This is a genomic window from Pseudomonas brassicacearum, from assembly GCF_000585995.1.
Lineage (GTDB): Bacteria > Pseudomonadota > Gammaproteobacteria > Pseudomonadales > Pseudomonadaceae > Aquipseudomonas > Aquipseudomonas brassicacearum_A.
This window is the reverse complement of record NZ_CP007410.1, coordinates 2,930,610-2,947,926: the sequence shown is the minus strand read 5'-3', so window position 1 is coordinate 2,947,926 and position 17,317 is coordinate 2,930,610. Positions and strand designations below refer to the sequence as shown.

The window sequence follows — 17,317 nt, the reverse complement described above, 5'->3', positions numbered from 1 at the left end:
TTCCATGGCGGTGCAAATAGCAGTCATCGACGATTGGCAAGACGTAGCACGGGACGTAGTGGACTGGTCGGTGCTGGACAGCATCGGCCAGGTGACCTTTGTGCACGACTTTCCCGCCGACCGCGACACCCTCGCCGAGCGCTTGCAGCGCTTTGAGGTGATCTGTGTGATGCGTGAACGCACTGTGTTCGACGAAGGCCTGCTGCGGCGCCTGCCGAACCTCAAGCTGTTGCTCACCGGCGGCATGCGCAATGCCGCCCTGGACCTCAAAACCGCCGCCGAGCTGGGCATCCAGGTGTGCGGTACCGACAGCTATAAGCACGCCGCTCCCGAGTTGACCTGGGCGCTGGTCATGGCCCTGACCCGCAACCTGGTGCAGGAAGCCAATGCCCTGCGCGCTGGCTTGTGGCAGCAAGGTTTGGGGGGTGATCTGCACGGCAAGACCCTGGCGATCCTCGGCCTGGGGAGCATCGGTACACGGGTGGCGCAGTTCGGCCAGGTGTTCGGCATGCGGGTGATCGCCTGGAGCCAGAACCTCACCGCTGAAAAAGCCGCTGAAGCCGGCGTGACCTACGTCAGCAAGCAGGCACTGTTCGAGCAGGCCGACATTCTCTCGGTCCATTTGGTGCTCAGCGAACGCACCCGCGGCCTGGTGGATGCCCAGGCACTGGGCTGGATGAAACCCGAGGCGTTGCTGGTCAATACCGCGCGCGGGCCGATCGTCGATGAGCCCGCCCTGATCGAGGCCCTCCAGCACAAGCGCCTGGCGGGCGCCGCGCTGGACGTGTTCGCCCAGGAGCCCTTGCCCTCCGAGCACCCGTTCCGGACCTTGGATAACGTGCTGGCCACGCCGCATGTGGGTTATGTCAGCCGGCAGAATTATCAGCAGTTCTATTCGTTGATGATTGAGGATCTGTTGGCTTGGGCGGGGGGGAAGCCGATTCGGTTGCTGACGGCGGCCCCCGGGGGTTTATAGTTCGTGTGTATATCCGTTTTTCGGTAACGGCTACCGGCGGTTCCGCTCTTACAGCGGCTCACTTTTGAGAAGCCTGCGCGGCCCGGCGAAAAGTAAACAAAACGCTCTTGCCCCACCACTCGGCACCTCGCCTAGGCTCGCTGTGCCCTCTCTCCGGCATTGCTCCGTGGGCCGCCGCGAAGGACCATCCATGGTCCAGCGCGGCTACCTCGGCATCCATGCCGAGGTGCCCACTGCGCAATGCCTGCGTTCGGCCAGCGTGGTTTAACGGGGCGCCCTAGATCAAAAGCACACGCGAGGCGGCCTTATAGCCGACCTGGTTGGGGGAACGCGTTCCTCCTGTGGGAGCGGGCTTGCTCGCGAAAGCGGAGGGTCAGTTTATGGTGATGTTGGCTGTGCTAACGCCATCGCGAGCAAGCTCGCTCCCACAGGTTTTTTGTGTCGTGTGCAGATGCTGTGAACACCCGCAACTCCATGTGGGAGCGGGCTTGCTCGCGAAAGCGGAGGGTCAGTTTGTGGTGATGTTGGCTGTGCTGACGCCATCGCGAGCAAGCTCGCTCCCACAGGTTTTTTGTGTCGTGTGCAAATGCGGTGAACACCCGCAACTCCATGTGGGAGCGGGCTTGCTCGCGAAAGTGGAGGGTCAGTTTGTGGTGATGTTGGCTGTGCTGACGCCATCGCGAGCAAGCTCGCTCCCACAGGTTTTTTGTGTCGTGTGCAGATGCTGTGAACACCCGCAACTCCATGTGGGAGCGGGCTTGCTCGCGAAAGCGGAGGGTCAGTTTATGGTGATGTTGGCTGTGCTGACGCCATCGCGAGCAAGCTCGCTCCCACAGATTTTTGTGTCGTGTGCAGATGCTGGGAACACCCACAATCCCATGTGGGAGCGAGCTTGCTCGCGATAGCGGTGGTCCAGCCACATAGATGCTGGACATACCCCCGCTCTGCTTTGCTTTGCTTTAGATCTTGATCTTGATCTCGACGCCCCATTAACCACGCTGGCCGAACGCAGGCATTGCGCAGTGGGCACCTCGGCATGGATGCCGAGGTAGCCGCGCTGGGCCATGGATGGCCCTTCGCGGCGGCCCACGGAGCAATGCCTGCGTTCGGGCATGCCGAGCCTAGGCGAGGCACCGAGTGGTGGGGCAGAAGCGCTTTGGTTACTTTCGCCTGGGCCGGCTTCCGGATTTTCGAAAGTGACCCGCCGTAAGGGCGGAACCCTAAGCGGCCGTTACCGCAGCAACGGATATACACACAAACCAAAAGCCGCCAAAAAACGACACGTTCCCCTCCGGAAGAAACACCGCTTTTCTGAAGTAAACAGCAATCCCACTCCCCACCGCAATACCCTTTCCCAGCGCCGAAAATAGCCATCAAATCGCCTCCACTTCAAGCGCCCCCCAATGGTGCGCCACGCCATTCCATCGCGCACGCCGATGAAACACCGCCCCTCCCCTACACTTTTTTGGTTTCAAGAAACTGCACTTCGTCGGTGCGTATCCCCCTTTGTCGTGTAAGACATTGCCGACAATATCCGTGATTGTCCGACAATGCGACGAAGCGAGCCGCACCGCTCTACGTTCTGACCTAGACTGCCAAACCGGGGGAAAAACCTACCGGTCATCCAAGCGAAAAAAAGTCGAAACTTTTCGCAACGGCGACAGGTCAGGTTAGAGGTAGGGCAACAGCGGCTGGTGCATTCCTTGCACAAGCACTTGTAGCGGCCCCTCCACCTGATTCGCTTAGCCGTTAAGGGCAGCGCTTTGCTTTCCTTGCGTAGCGCTTGTGCGCCTGGCCGCAGGATTTGGCCAATGAAACAACAGCTCTGGCGGTTGCCGGAGACAGATCGAGAAAATGGGAGAAAGTTATGATCAGTGCTGCCTTGGAACCACAGCAAGTCCGTTCTCAATTACCGCCGGCGGCTGAATCGCCGACGGCACCGGTGCTGGCCACCGGCGGCAAGGCACTGCTCCCCGTCGTTCGACAGAATCCCAATCGCAAGAAGGTATTGTTCGTAACGTCGGAAATCGCCGACCTGGTAAAGACCGGCGGCCTGGGCGATGTTTCGGCCGCACTGCCCCGGGCCATGGCCGGCCTGCATGATGTCCGGGTACTGATCCCCGGTTATCCGCAGGTGATGAACAGCGGCAACCCGATCCACATCATTGGCGAACTCGGTGGCCATGCCGCCCTGCCGCCCTGCAAGATCGGGCGCATGGACATGGCCGACGGCCTGGTGGTTTATGTCCTGATCTGCCCGGAACTCTTTGCCCGCGAAGGTTCACCTTACGGTGCCAACAACGGTCGCGACTGGCCCGACAACCATATTCGCTTCGCCCGCCTGGGCCTGGCTGCGGCTGACATCGCCGCCAACCTGGCACAGATCCATTGGTGCCCCGACCTCGTGCATGCCCACGACTGGCCCGCCGGGCTGGCACCAGCCTATATGCACTGGCGCGGGCAACGCACTCCGACCCTGTTCACCATCCACAACCTGGCGTACCAGGGCGTGGTGAGCCTGGCGTCCTGCCCGGAGCTGGGTATCCCGGAACACGCGCTGCAACAAGAAGGCATGGAGTTCTACGGCAAGTTGTCGTTTCTCAAGGCCGGCATGGCTTACTCCAGCCATATCACCACGGTCAGCGCCACCTACGCCCAGGAAATCACCACCCCGGCTTTCGGCTGTGGGCTCGACGGTTTCCTCGCGGCGAAGACGCAACAGGGCCTGCTCAGTGGCATTCCCAACGGCATCGATGAAAGCTGGGATGCCGCCACCGACACGCATCTGTTCCGCCAGTTCTCCATGGGGGATTGGGAGGGCAAGGCCGTCAACGCCGCCCATGTACGCGACCTGTTCGGCCTCGACGATTCCACGGGTCCGCTGTTCGCCGTGGTGTCGCGCCTGGTCTATCAGAAAGGCCTGGACCTGACCGAAGCCGTCGCTGAGTTCATCGTCGAATCGGGCGGCCAGATCGCCATCATCGGACGCGGCGAACCGGAGGAAGAACAAGCCATGCGTGAACTGGCGCTGCGCTTCCCGGGACGGATCGGTGTGCGCATCGGTTTCAACGAAACCGATGCCCGGCGGATGTTCGCAGGCAGCGACTTCCTGCTGATGCCCTCGCGCTACGAGCCCTGCGGCTTGAGCCAGATGTACGCCCAGCGCTTCGGCTCGCTGCCGGTGGCACGCAACACCGGTGGGCTGGCGGACACGATTGAGGACGGCATCACTGGCTTCCTGTTCGATGAGTCCACCGTGGAGAGCTACAAACAGGCATTGGGCCGGGCCTTCAAGGTCTTCGCTTTTCCTGATTTGCTCAACGCCATGCGCTGCCGCGCCATGTCTGCACCGTTCAACTGGTGCCAGGCCGTAGAACCCTACGCCGATCTCTACGAACAACTGGTGGCCAAGTCACTAGGTAAATCGGTCAGAAAATGAGGTAACAATGCCGTCAAGGACGCCTGAAACCTGGACCCATGGCGCGGTCATGCTCGATGCCGAGCACACCCGCTTCGCCCTCTGGGCCCCGGATGCTTTTTTTGTCAGTGTCGAGCTCGACACTGGAGATTCAATACCGCTACTGCCCCAAGCCGACGGCTGGTTCATGATCCAGACCCGTTGCCCAGCCGGTACCCGCTATCGCTACAACATCGACGGCGAACAGGAGGTGCCGGATCCGGCCTCCCGAGCCCAGGCCGGCGACATTGACCGCCACAGCGTGGTGGTCGATCCACACGCTTACTCCTGGCGACACATAAACTGGTCCGGTCGGCCCTGGCACGAAGCAGTCATCTACGAATTGCACGTCGGAGCCCTCGGTGGATTCGAAGGTGTCGAACAGCACCTGGCACGCCTGGCCGGCCTGGGCGTGACAGCCATCGAATTGATGCCGCTGGCGCAGTTTCCCGGTGATCGCAACTGGGGTTACGACGGCGTCCTGCCCTACGCGCCCCAGGCGTCCTACGGTACGCCCGAACAGCTCAAGCATCTGATCGACAGCGCCCATGGTCATGGGCTGGCGGTCATTCTGGATGTGGTCTACAACCACTTCGGTCCCGACGGCAACTACCTGCACCGCTACGCCAAGGGCTTCTTCCGTGAAGACAAGCACACCCCCTGGGGCGCGGCCATTGATTTCCGTCGCCGCGAAGTGCGGGACTTCTTCATCGACAATGCGCTCATGTGGCTGCTGGAATACCGTTTCGACGGGCTGCGCCTGGACGCCGTGCACGCGATTGAAGACCCGGATTTTCTCCATGAACTAGCGACCAAAGTGCGCGAGCAAGTGGACCCGGCGCGGCATGTCTGGCTGACCGTGGAAAACGAACATAACCAGGCCAGCCTGCTGGAACAGCATTACGACGCCCAGTGGAACGACGACGGCCACAATGCCCTGCACGTGTTGCTGACCGGCGAGACCGATGCGTACTACGCCGACTATGCCGAGCAACCAACGGAGCAACTGGCCCGCTGCCTCAGCCAGGGTTTCGTCTTCCAGGGCCATACCAACCGCCATGGCGAGGCCCGGGGGGAACCCAGCGGTCATTTGCCGCCCAGCGCGTTCGTGTTGTTCCTGCAGAACCATGACCAGATCGGCAACCGAGCCTTGGGTGAACGCCTGCATCAACTGGCGCCGCCCCAGGCACTGCACGCGGCAATCGCCTTGCTGCTGTTATCGCCGATGATTCCGCTGCTGTTCATGGGCGATGAAGTGGCCGCCGAACACCCGTTCCTGTTTTTCACCAGCCATCACGGCGAACTGGCTGAGCTGGTGCGCGAAGGCCGGCGCAACGAGTTCGCGGCCTTCAGCGCCTTCGCCGATCCCGAAAAGCGCGAACGGATTCCCGATCCCAACGACGCCGCCACCTTCGAGGCCTCGCGTCCGCAGTTCGAAGCGCAGCATCCCCATCAGCACGCCACCGAGGCGCTGTACCGTCAACTACTGAAGATCCGCCGTGAAGAAATCGTCCCGCGCCTACCCGGCGCCCAGGCGCTGGGCGCCGATGTACTGGGCCACGGTGCCGTCAGTGCACGCTGGCGACTGGGGGACGGCAGCGTATTGCGCATCGACCTGAACCTCAGCGAACAGCCGATCGAACATACCGCTCCGGAAGAGGTGCACATTCTTTTCGAACATCCGCACCAGGTCATGGGTCTGTTGCAACAGGGCGTTCTTGCGCCCTACAGCGCGCTGGTCAGTCTGACGCAGGCGACAAACTTGCCCAACATCACTGGAGAGCGCCTATGAGCGATGCGCAACTTGAAATTCTCGCCAGCCGAGCGGGCCTTGCAGTGGACTGGATAGACGCTAACGGCCGGGCGCAAAAAGTCTCGCCTGCCGTACTGCGCTCCGTCTTGACTGGCCTGGGCCATCCGGCGGGTAGCGCCCAGGAAATCGATGCCAGCCTGCAGCAATTGCAACAGGATCTGCAGAACCATCAGTTGCCACCGCTGATCACCGCCGACGTCGGTGCCAACGTGGACCTGAGCCGCTATTTCGAAGCCGCAACGCCCTGCGAGATCAAACTCGAGGATGGCGCGACGCTGAACCTGAAGCTCGACGCCGACGCCAAACTGCCAGGGATGATCCCGGTGGGTTATCAGCATGTCCGCATCCAGGACCAGCACTTTACCCTGGCTGTCGCGCCGGCCCGCTGCTACAGCGTGGCCGATGCGGTAGGCGAATCGACACCGCGGGCCTGGGGCCTGAGCGCGCAGTTATATTCCCTACGCCGTCCTGGCGACGGCGGCTTCGGCGACACCCAGGCCCTGGAAGAACTGGCGCGGGTGGCCGGCGAGCGCGGTGCCGATGCCCTGGCCATCAGCCCGATGCATGCGATGTTCAGCAGCGACACCGGACGCTACAGCCCTTATTCGCCGTCCAGCCGGTTGTTCCTCAACAGCCTGTATGCCGCGCCGGGTACCATTCTGGGTGAACGCGCCCTGCGCACGGCCATCGATGCCACTGGCTTGACCAATCAACTGCGCACCCTGGAAGAACAGCCGCTGGTCGACTGGCCGGTGGCGGCCCAGGCCAAACAGAAAATCCTGCGGGCCCTGTACGACGGTTTTAGCCAGGGTGAGCATCCGCTGCATGAAGACTTCAGCAGCTTTCGCCACACCAGCGGCGAAGCCCTGGAAAACCATTGCCGCTTCGAAGCCTTGCAGGCCGAGCGCGCGGCCCGGGGGAAAGCCTCGACTGGCGCCATTGGCCCGAAGAATGGCGCAACCCACGCAGCGCAGCGCTGGCCCATTTTGCCGAAGAAAACGCCGACGAAATCGGCTACTACGCGTTTTGCCAATGGCTGATCGCCCGCTGCCTGGAGCGCGCCCAGAGCGCGGCCAAGTCCAGTGGCATGGGCATCGGCCTGATCGCCGACCTCGCGGTGGGGGCCGATGGCGGCGGCAGCCAGGCCTGGAGTCGGCAGGACGAACTGCTCGCGTCGCTGACCGTGGGCGCACCACCGGACATTCTCAACCGCTCCGGCCAAGGCTGGGGCATCTCGGCGTTTTCTCCGGAAGGCCTGGTACGCAATGGTTTTCGCGCCTTCATTGAGATGCTGCGGGCCAACTTCGCCCACGCCGGCGGCTTGCGTATCGATCACGTCATGGGCCTGCAACGGCTGTGGGTGATCCCGAACGACGCCCCGCCATGCGATGGCGCGTACCTTTATTATCCGCTGGATGACCTGCTGCGCCTGTTGGCACTGGAATCCCACCGGCATCAAGCCATCGTGCTGGGCGAAGACCTCGGCACCGTGCCCGACGGCCTGCGGGAAAAGCTCAGTGCCCGGTCGATCCTGGGCATGCGCGTGCTGTTGTTCGAACAGGACAACACTCACTTCAAACCCATCCTCGATTGGCCGGACAACGCCCTGGCAACCACCAGCACCCATGACCTGCCGACCCTCAATGGTTGGTGGCACGGCCATGATATCGACTGGAACGCCCGGCTGGAGCTGATCGACTCTCACACCGAAATGGACTGGCGCAAACACCGCGAGCGTGAACGCGAAGGCCTGCGTACTGTGTTGAACCAGGACCCGCAGAACTTTCGCGAAGAACGCCACGAAACCGACGAGGTGCTGGATGCCAGCGTGCGTTTCCTCGGCCATACCCGGGCGCCGCTGGTGTTGTTGCCGCTCGAGGATGCCCTGGGCATTGACGAGCAAGCCAACTTGCCCGGCACCACCGACACCCACCCGAACTGGCGTCGCCGCCTGGCCCACGAAAGCCAGGCGTTGCTGGATGCCCCGGACGCCGCCCGGCGCCTGGAAATACTCGCCTGCGCGCGACTTCAGGCGAACGAGCGTGACCAATGAAACCGACGTTGATCCAACCGTTGCGGGCGACCCTTCGCCTGCAATTTCATAAAGGCTTCACCCTGGACGATGCCGTACCGCAGGTGCCGTACTTTGCCGCGCTGGGCATCAGCCACATTTATGCCTCGCCGCTGCTCAAGGCCCGCGCCGGTTCGATGCACGGCTACGACGTCGTCGATCCGACCCAGGTCAACCCGGAGCTGGGCGGCGAAGCCGCGCTCAAACGCCTGGTCGCGACCCTGCGTGAACACGGGATGGGACTGATCCTCGACATTGTGTCCAACCACATGGCCGTCGGCGGCAACGACAACCCCTGGTGGCTGGACCTGCTTGAATGGGGACGCCTGAGTCCCTACGGTGAGTTCTTCGACATCCAGTGGCACTCCCCTGACCCGCTGATGGAGGGCCAGCTGTTGCTGCCGTTCCTTGGCAGTGACTACGGCGTGGCCTTGCAGGAAGGCACCCTGAAGCCGCGCTTCGACGCTACGCAAGGCAGCTTCTACGTCGAGCACTACGAACATCACTTCCCCATCTGCCCGATGCAGTACGGCGAGTTACTCAAGCCCGCTGAAACCCTGCCATCGGAGCAGGCCGAAGCGCTCAAGGCCTTGGCCGAGCGTTTCACCACGTTGAACTACCAGACCGACGCCCACACCCTCGCCCGCCCGCTGCAAGTAGAGCTGCGGGAGCTGGCCACACAACCGGGCATCCTGGCCGCCATCGAGGACAACCTGCGCGGCTACGATTCCCTCGAGCCCGAGGGTTTCGAGCGCCTGCATCAGCTGCTGGAGCGCCAGAGCTATCGCCTCGCCAGTTGGCGCACCGCAGCGGACGACATCAATTGGCGGCGCTTTTTCGATGTCAACGAATTGGGCGGCTTGCGGGTCGAGCGCCCTACCGTGTTCGAAGCCACCCATGCAAAAATTTTCGAACTGATCGGCGCAGGATTGGTGGACGGGCTGCGAATCGATCATATCGACGGGCTTGCCGATCCCCGCGGTTACTGCCGCAAATTGCGCAGACGGGTCGATTCACTGTCGCCGTCGCGGCACTTGCCGATTTTCATCGAGAAAATCCTCGGCGACGGCGAAACCTTGCGTCGGGACTGGACCATCGACGGCAGCACCGGTTACGAGTTCATGAACCAGATCTCGCTGCTGCAGCATGACCCGACCGGCGCCGAGCCCCTTGCCGAGTTCTGGAGTCGTCATAGCGAGCGCCCGGCGCACTTCATCGAAGAAGCCCGTCTGGCTCGCCAGCAGATTCTCAACGGTTCCCTGGCCGGCGACTTCGAAAGCGTTGCCCAGGCCCTGCTGCAAGTGGCCCGGGACGATGTGATGACTCGCGACCTGACCCTGGGCGCGATTCGTCGAGCGTTGCAGGAACTGATTGTGCATTTCCCGGTGTACCGCACCTACATCAACCCATTGGGCCGCTCTGCCGAGGACGAGGTGTTTTTCAACCAGGCCCTGGAAGGCGCCCGGCAAACCCTCAGCGAAGCCGATTGGCCGGTGCTCGATTGCCTGGCCGACTGGCTCGGCGGCATGCCCTGGCGGCAACGTCCCCGTGGGGCGCAGCGCAAGCGGCTGCGCCATGCCTGTGTGCGTTTCCAGCAACTGACCTCACCGGCGGCGGCCAAGGCCGTGGAAGACACCGCGCTCTATCGCTCGGCAGTGCTGTTGTCGCGCAACGACGTGGGCTACAACACCGAGCGTTTCAGCGCCCCGCCGCAAGAGTTCCACAACGCCTGTCTTGAGCGGCTGGAGCATTGCCCGGACAACCTGCTGACCACCGCCACCCACGACCACAAACGCGGCGAAGACACCCGCGCCCGGTTGGCGGTGCTCAGCGAACGTCCCGACTGGTACACCGCGAGCGTGGAGCAATGGCGCATCCTCTCGCCCTCGCTGCACAGCGACCCCGCGGCCCCCTCGACCGGTGATGAGCTGATTCTGTACCAGGCGCTGCTCGGAAGCTGGCCGCTGGACCTCGATCTTCGCGACTCCAAGGCGCTGGCCGACTACAACGAGCGTCTGTGGCAATGGCAGCGCAAGGCCTTGCGTGAAGCCAAGTTGCAAAGCAGCTGGGCGGCGGTCAACGACGCCTACGAGCAAGCTACCCAGATGTTCCTCGAACGGCTGCTGCTGTGCGATGAAGGCCTGCCCTTGCGCAATGCCATCGCCGAAGCGGTCCAGGCCATCGCGGCGGCAGGCGCCCTCAACAGCTTGGCGCAGACTTTGCTGCGCATGACCGTACCTGGCGTACCGGATCTGTACCAGGGCAACGAGTTCTGGGATTTCAGCCTGGTGGATCCGGACAACCGTCGCCCGGTGGATTTCGAGGCGCGCCGCGAGGCGATGCACGCCGACAACGCCCCCGCAGCGCTGGTACGCGACTGGCGTGACGGCCGAGTCAAGCAGACATTGATCGCCAGGACACTGGCCGTGCGGGCCGAATACCCGCAGCTGTTCCACCAAGGCAGCTACCAGCCGCTACAGGTGGTCGGCGAACACGCCCAGCGGGTGTTGGCCTTTATGCGTGAACACGAGCAACAACGGGCAATCGTCGTGGTACCGATCCATGCAGCCCGCCTGCTGGAAAACAGTGCCGTACCACAGGTGGCTGCATCGGACTGGGGCGATACCCGAGTGGCGTTACCGTTTGCCGAGGATGAAAAACTGAAGGGACTTTTTTCAAGCGCAGCAGTCACACCCCAAAGGGAAATGATGCTTAGCGCCGCGCTGGGGGATTTCCCAGTCAATGTCTTTATCCAATCTTGAGTTCAGTCAGGAGCACCGCGATGAGTACCGACGATAAACGCATTCGTGAATTCGCCTATCAAATCTGGGAATCCGAGGGTAAACCGACAGGGCAGGAAAAACGCCATTGGGAGATGGCCCGCAAACTGGCCGAAGCCGAAGCGCTTGCGCCAAGCAAACCCGCCAAGGCCGCGAGCAAACCAGCGGCCAGCAAGGCCGATGGCGCCAAGCCTGCCGCGACCAAAAGTACCGTAGCCAAGACTGCTACCAAGAGTCCGGCCAAGGCCAAGCCCGCGGCCAAACCTTCGGCAACTGCGGCAACGGTCCCGCCAGCAAAGCCTGCCGAGAAAAAACCGCGGGCGGCGCGCAAGCCACCGGCCAGTTGATCCACCCCCTCACTGATCTCAAGCATGAGCTTCTTTGTGATGAAGAAACTGGCTTGTGGCGAGGGGTTGTCGTCCCGACGGGGCTGCGCAGCAGCCCTTACAACCCGTCTCAATACAACTGGCTGATCGGGCTTGAACCTTTTGAGCGCGCTACGTACGCCAGCGGGGATGAATCCCCCCTCGCCGCAAGTGCAGTGCACCGCCACCCGTCCTACGTGAACCGTATCGCCGTATCTGTTTGTCTTTTGCAGGAGCAACTATGACCCGTCCAAAAAAAACCACGCCGCCGCCGGTTATCGAGGCTTCGCGGATCCGTGAAGGGCTGCCTTTTCCACTCGGTGCTACCTGGGATGGCCTCGGGGTCAATTTCGCGCTGTTCTCCGCCAACGCCACCAAGGTTGAGCTGTGTATTTTCGATGATGCAGGCGAGGTCGAACTCGAACGTATCGAGCTGCCGGAGTACACCGACGAGATTTACCACGGCTATCTGCCCGACGCCCATCCAGGGCTGATCTATGGCTACCGGGTCTATGGCGCCTACGATCCGGAGAACGGCCATCGTTTCAACCCCAACAAGTTGCTGATCGACCCTTACGCCAAACAATTGGTCGGCCAATTGAAGTGGTCCGAAGCGCTGTTCGGCTACACCATCGGCCACCCCGACGGCGACCTCAGCTTCGATGAGCGTGACAGCGCGCCGTTCGTGCCCAAATGCAAAGTCATCGACCCGGCCCACACCTGGGGCAATGACCAGCGTGTCAGCGTGCCCTGGGACAAGACGATCCTGTATGAAACCCATGTGCGCGGCATCAGCATGCGGCATCCGTCGGTGCCGGAAAATCTGCGAGGGACCTTCGCCGGGTTGATGGTCGATGACGTGCTGGAGCACATCCGCAAGTTGGGTGTTTCATCGGTTGAGCTGCTGCCCGTCCATGCCTTCGTCAATGACCAGCATCTGTTGCACAAAGGCATGACCAACTACTGGGGCTACAACAGCATTGCCTTCTTCGCCCCCGACCCGCGTTACCTGGCCAGCGGCAAGATCGCCGAGTTCAAGGAAATGGTCGCCCACCTGCACGAGGCTAACCTGGAGGTTATCCTCGATGTGGTCTACAACCACACGGCCGAAGGCAATGAACAAGGCCCGACCCTGTCCATGCGCGGCATCGACAATGCGTCGTACTACCGGCTGATGCCCGACGACAAGCGCTATTACATCAACGACTCCGGCACCGGCAACACCCTGGACCTGAGCCACCCGTGCGTCTTGCAGATGGTCACCGACTCCCTGCGCTATTGGGCCACGGAGATGCATGTCGACGGTTTCCGCTTTGACCTGGCGACGATTCTGGGCCGCTACCATGACGGCTTCGACGAGCGTCACAGCTTCCTCGTCGCCTGCCGCCAGGACCCGGTGCTGCGCCAGGTGAAGATGATTGCCGAGCCTTGGGACTGCGGCCCTGGTGGCTATCAAGTGGGGGGCTTTCCACCGGGCTGGGTGGAGTGGAACGACAAGTTCCGCGACACGGTGCGCGCGTTCTGGAAAGGCGACGACGGCCAGCTGGCCGATTTCGCCAGCCGCATGACCGCCTCGGGCGAGATGTTCAACCAGCGGGGCCGCCGCCCTTACGCCTCGGTGAATTTCGTGACCGCCCATGACGGGTTTACCCTCAATGACCTGGTCTCGTACAACGACAAGCACAACGAAGCCAACGACGAAAACAACCAGGACGGTAGCAATAACAACCTGTCCTGGAACCACGGTGTCGAGGGCCCGACGGACGATCCGCAGATCAACGAATTGCGCCACCGGCAGATGCGTAACTTCTTCGCGACCTTGCTGCTGGCCCAAGGCACACCGATGCTCGTCGCCGGGGACGAGTTCGCCCGTACCCAACATGGCAACAACAATGCCTATTGCCAGGACAGCGAAATCGGTTGGGTCAACTGGGACCTGAGCGAGGAAGGCGCGGCGCTGCTCAAGTTCGTCAAGCGCCTGATCAAGTTGCGCCTGGCCTACCCGATCCTGCGCCGTGGACGGTTCCTGGTGGGCAATTACAACGAGGACATCGGCGTCAAGGACGTGACCTGGCTGGCGCCGGACGGCAGCGAGATGACCACCGAACAATGGCAGGACGGCCACGGCCGGTGCCTGGGCATGTTGATGGACGGTCGAGCCCAGGAAACCGGCATCCGTCGCAAGGGCGCTGACGCGACGTTGCTGCTGGTGGTCAACGCTCACCACGACATCGTCAACTTCCTCTTGCCAGAAGTCCCCGAGGGCAGTTTCTGGACCTGCATGGTCGACACTAACCAGCCGTCGGTCCGTGGCCAGGAGCGGTTCGATTTCAATTCCGAATACTCTGTCACCGGACGCTCCCTGCTGCTGTTCGAACTGCAACGGGAGGAGGAGGATTAAAAACCTGCGATAAACGGCGGCCGGGGATGAAGACCCGCAAGGACGCGGCTCTTCGATCCTATGCAACCCAGTTCGAGTAAATAAATGCAGCTCAGATAGACAGGTGACGCGACGAATCAGTCGACATAGTCAATACTTCGCGTACGGTGTTCCAGGATCAGGGGCACCGGGGATCGCAGTCAGGCCCTCCTGGGCATCATCGGGCAGTCGGTCCGATGTGTGACTGAAAGATTGAATTCAACAAGGACGTCTCTCATGAAACCCGCCTCTCGCTTGCAAAATCGGCAGCACCCGCAAATATGGGACAGTGCCCCGCAGTTGGCCGACATTCCTATCATCAGCACCCAGACACTCATCCCGGCTGGCGCTCGCGCCGTCATCCTCGCGCCGCATCCGGGCGATGAAGTCGGGGCCTGCGGCGGATTGCTCCAGTTGCTGAGCAGCCTGGACCAGCCCATGTTATTGATTTCGATCACTGACGGCGCCCTCGGCCATCCCGGTTCGCCGTTGTGGAGCGATGAGCGCCTGCGAACGTACCGTCCTCATCCCCAGGAAAGCGTGGACGCCCTGCATCGCCTGGGCATCCCGGCCCATGGCCTGCAATGGGTGCGTGGCGGCTTTCCGGAAAAGACCCTGGTGGAACACGAGGCACAGCTGGTCGCCTTCATTGGGCGTTATCTGAGGCCCGGTGACGTGGTGTTCAGCACTTGGCGCAAGGATGGCGACAGCGACCACGAAACGGTCGGCCGCGCCGGGGCCCAGGCGGCTGAAAACATCGGGGCGGTATTTAACGAACTGCCGGTGTGGGCCTGGCACTGGCCGGTCCGCGAGCAGAACAAAATACCCTGGCACCGGGCACGCAAACTGCGCCTCGACGTCTGGACCACGGCCCGCAAGCGTCACGCGATGCACGCCTACGTCAGCCAACTCAACGGCGAACCCGCCAACGGCATCTCCCCCCTGGTACCGCGGGTCATTCTAGATCGCATGGGCATGCCGTATGAGATCGTCTTCATCTGAAACCTGGATGTCCTGAACCCCGCCATACCCCTGTGGGAGCGGGCTTGCTCGCGAAAGCGGTGGGTCAGCTTGCATCAATGCTGAATGTACCGCCGCCTTCGCGGGCAAGCCCGCTCCCACACTGGTTTTCGGGCATTCACAGAACCACATTCACCCCAATCCCCTGTGGGAGCGAGCTTGCTCGCGAAAGCGGTGGGTCAGCTTGCCTCGATGCTGAATGTACCGCCGCCTTCGCGGGCAAGCCCGCTCCCACATTGGTTTCGGGTGTTCACAGAACCTACATTCCCCCCAATCCCCTGTGGGAGCGAGCTTGCTCGCGAAAGCGGTGGGTCAGCTTGCCTCGATGCTGAATGTACCGCCGCCTTCGCGGGCAAGCCCGCTCCCACATTGGTTTCGGGTATTCACAGAACCTACACTCACCCCCAACCCCCTGTGGGAGCGGGCTTGCTCGCGAAAGCTATGGGTCAGCTTGCATCAATGCTGAATGTACCGCCGCCTTCGCGGGCAAGCCCGCTCCCACACTGGTTTCGGGTATTCACAGAACCTACATTCACCCCAATCCCCTGTGGGAGCGAGCTTGCTCGCGAAAGCTATGGGTCAGCTTGCATCAATGCTGAATGTACCGCCGCCTTCGCAGGCAAGCCCGCTCCCACACTGGTTTTCGGGCATTCACAGAACCACATTCACCCCAATCCCCTGTGGGAGCGAGCTTGCTCGCGAAAGCTATGGGTCAGCTTGCATCAATGCTGAATGTACCGCCGCCTTCGCGGGCAAGCCCACTCCCACATTGGTTCCGAGGCGGTCATAGAAGTCGCATTCACCCCCAACCCCCTGTGGGAGCGGGCTTGCTCGCGAAAGCTATGGGTCAGCTTGCATCAATGCTGAATGTGCCGCCGCCTTCGCGGGCAAGCCCGCTCCCACATTGGTTCCGGGGTGTTCATAGAAGTCGCGTCCGCCACAGGGTGCAGCGGTGATCAACGACGACAGGCATTGACCGGCGGGATCCGTCCGCGCCACGGTTGGGCGCGTTCCAGTTGCGCGGCCAAGGCCAGCAAGGTGCTTTCCTCGCCAAAGCGACCGGCAAAGTGTGCGCCCATCGGCAGGCCGTTGGTGCTCCAGGACAGCGGCACCGACATCGCGGGCTGGCCGCTGGCATTGAACAGCGCGGTAAATGGTGAATAGCTGTGGTATCGCTCGACCAGTTGATCAAGGCTCATGCACACATCCTGGATGTCCAGTTCGCCAATCGGCACCGGTTCACGGGTCAGCACCGGCGTCAGGACCAGGTCGTAATCCTGCATGAACAGCGCCAGATGCCGACCCAGGGCATGAATCCATTCCACGGCGGCCGCGTATTGGGCGCCGCTGACGTTGCCCTTGTCCCGCAAGATGATCCGGGTGCGTACTTCCAATTCTTCGGCCTGCACCGCAAAACCACGCATCTGGCCCAGCAGGTCAACGTAATGACGGGTGCTTGCCCCGATGATGGTAAAGACCTGATCCAGAAACGCTGGCAATACCACCGGCAAGCTGGCCGGTTCGACACGGTGCCCCAGGGACTCGCACAACCGCGCGGCCTGACGCACAGCCTCCAGGCTCTGCGGCGACGTGGGCCAAGGGCCGAGTTGTTCGATCAGGGCAATGCGCAACGGCTTTGGATCATGCAGCACCGCCGTCACATAGGGCTGCGACTGGACCGGTGCCGCATACGGCGCACCCAAGTCCATCCCAGCGGTGGCGTCCAGCAACGCAGCGCTGTCGCGGACCGACAAGGTGATCGCATGGGGCGTGCCCATCCCGGCCCAGCCCTCGCCCACCATCGGCCCCGACGGCAATAGGCCTCGGCTGGGCTTGAGCCCGAACACGCCACAACAGGACGCCGGCACCCGCAAGGAACCGCCGCCATCATTGCCATGGGCGAACGGCACTACCCGGGCCGCCACCAGCGCCGCTGCGCCACCGCTGGAACCGCCGGCGCTGTGGTCGGTGTTCCATGGGTTGCGAGTGGCGCCAAAACGCGAGGATTCGGTGGAGTACGACGTACCGAATTCCGGCGATGTACTGGTGCCCATGACCTGGCAACCCGCGCGCCGCAGACGCGTCACGATCTCCGATTCGAAGTCCGCACGAACATCGCCCAGGGAACGTGAACCGTTGGTCATCGCCGCGCCGTTGACCGGTGAAAACAGGTCTTTGATCAAGGTCGGTACACCGGCCAGCAGGCCTTGCCCGACCTGGGCGGTACGCGCTGTCTCCCGTGCCGATTCATACAACCGCTCGGCCACGGCATTGATCTGTGGCTCAACCCGCTCAAGGCGCTCGATAGCCGCCTCAAGCAATTCGCCGGGCTGGACCTCGCCACGCCTGACCCACTCGGCCAGCCCGGTGGCGTCTTCGTTGTCCATCAAGTGGTGGATGTCTTGCATAGCCATGC

General features: G+C 62.3%; 8 protein-coding genes and 1 pseudogene. 8 read left to right on the top strand and 1 reads right to left on the bottom strand.

Translation table 11 applies throughout. The features are described from left to right. The first annotated feature begins 4 nt into the window (after positions 1 to 4). From CD58_RS12820 to CD58_RS12785, 8 genes and pseudogenes are all read left to right on the top strand, one after another. Positions 5 to 976, top strand: coding sequence for a D-2-hydroxyacid dehydrogenase family protein (locus tag CD58_RS12820; RefSeq protein ID WP_025213395.1), 972 nt, complete (start codon positions 5 to 7; stop codon positions 974 to 976). Positions 977 to 2,843: 1,867 nt separating this feature from the next. Next, entirely contained in the window at positions 2,844 to 4,415 is a 1,572-nt protein-coding gene (glgA, locus tag CD58_RS12815) for a glycogen synthase GlgA (RefSeq protein ID WP_025213394.1), read from the top strand. 7 nt (positions 4,416 to 4,422) lie between these two features. Then, the gene (treZ, locus tag CD58_RS12810) at positions 4,423 to 6,225 is read left to right on the top strand and encodes a malto-oligosyltrehalose trehalohydrolase (protein ID WP_025213393.1); all 1,803 of its coding nucleotides are present in this window, start codon (positions 4,423 to 4,425) and stop codon (positions 6,223 to 6,225) included. Continuing rightward, positions 6,222 to 8,299, top strand: a pseudogene (malQ, locus tag CD58_RS12805) (4-alpha-glucanotransferase). Before treZ ends, malQ begins: the two are co-directional and overlap by 4 nt. Next, positions 8,296 to 11,079, top strand: coding sequence for a malto-oligosyltrehalose synthase (locus CD58_RS12800; RefSeq protein WP_025213392.1), 2,784 nt, complete (start codon positions 8,296 to 8,298; stop codon positions 11,077 to 11,079). Before malQ ends, CD58_RS12800 begins: the two are co-directional and overlap by 4 nt. 20 nt (positions 11,080 to 11,099) lie before the next feature. After that, on the top strand, positions 11,100 to 11,444 hold the full coding sequence (locus tag CD58_RS12795) for a DUF2934 domain-containing protein (protein ID WP_025213391.1): 345 nt from the start codon (positions 11,100 to 11,102) through the stop codon (positions 11,442 to 11,444). 259 nt (positions 11,445 to 11,703) lie between these two features. Further along, positions 11,704 to 13,863 carry a glycogen debranching protein GlgX gene (glgX, locus tag CD58_RS12790; protein ID WP_025213390.1) on the top strand — a complete coding sequence of 720 codons (2,160 nt, stop codon included), beginning with the start codon at positions 11,704 to 11,706 and terminating at the stop codon, positions 13,861 to 13,863. Positions 13,864 to 14,118: 255 nt separating this feature from the next. Beyond that, the gene (locus CD58_RS12785) at positions 14,119 to 14,883 is read left to right on the top strand and encodes a PIG-L deacetylase family protein (RefSeq protein WP_025213389.1); all 765 of its coding nucleotides are present in this window, start codon (positions 14,119 to 14,121) and stop codon (positions 14,881 to 14,883) included. Positions 14,884 to 15,857: 974 nt separating this feature from the next. On the opposite strand, the gene CD58_RS12780 is transcribed toward CD58_RS12785, so the two are convergent. Then, entirely contained in the window at positions 15,858 to 17,315 is a 1,458-nt protein-coding gene (locus tag CD58_RS12780) for an amidase (protein ID WP_080712545.1), read from the bottom strand. Positions 17,316 to 17,317: the final 2 nt, after the last annotated feature.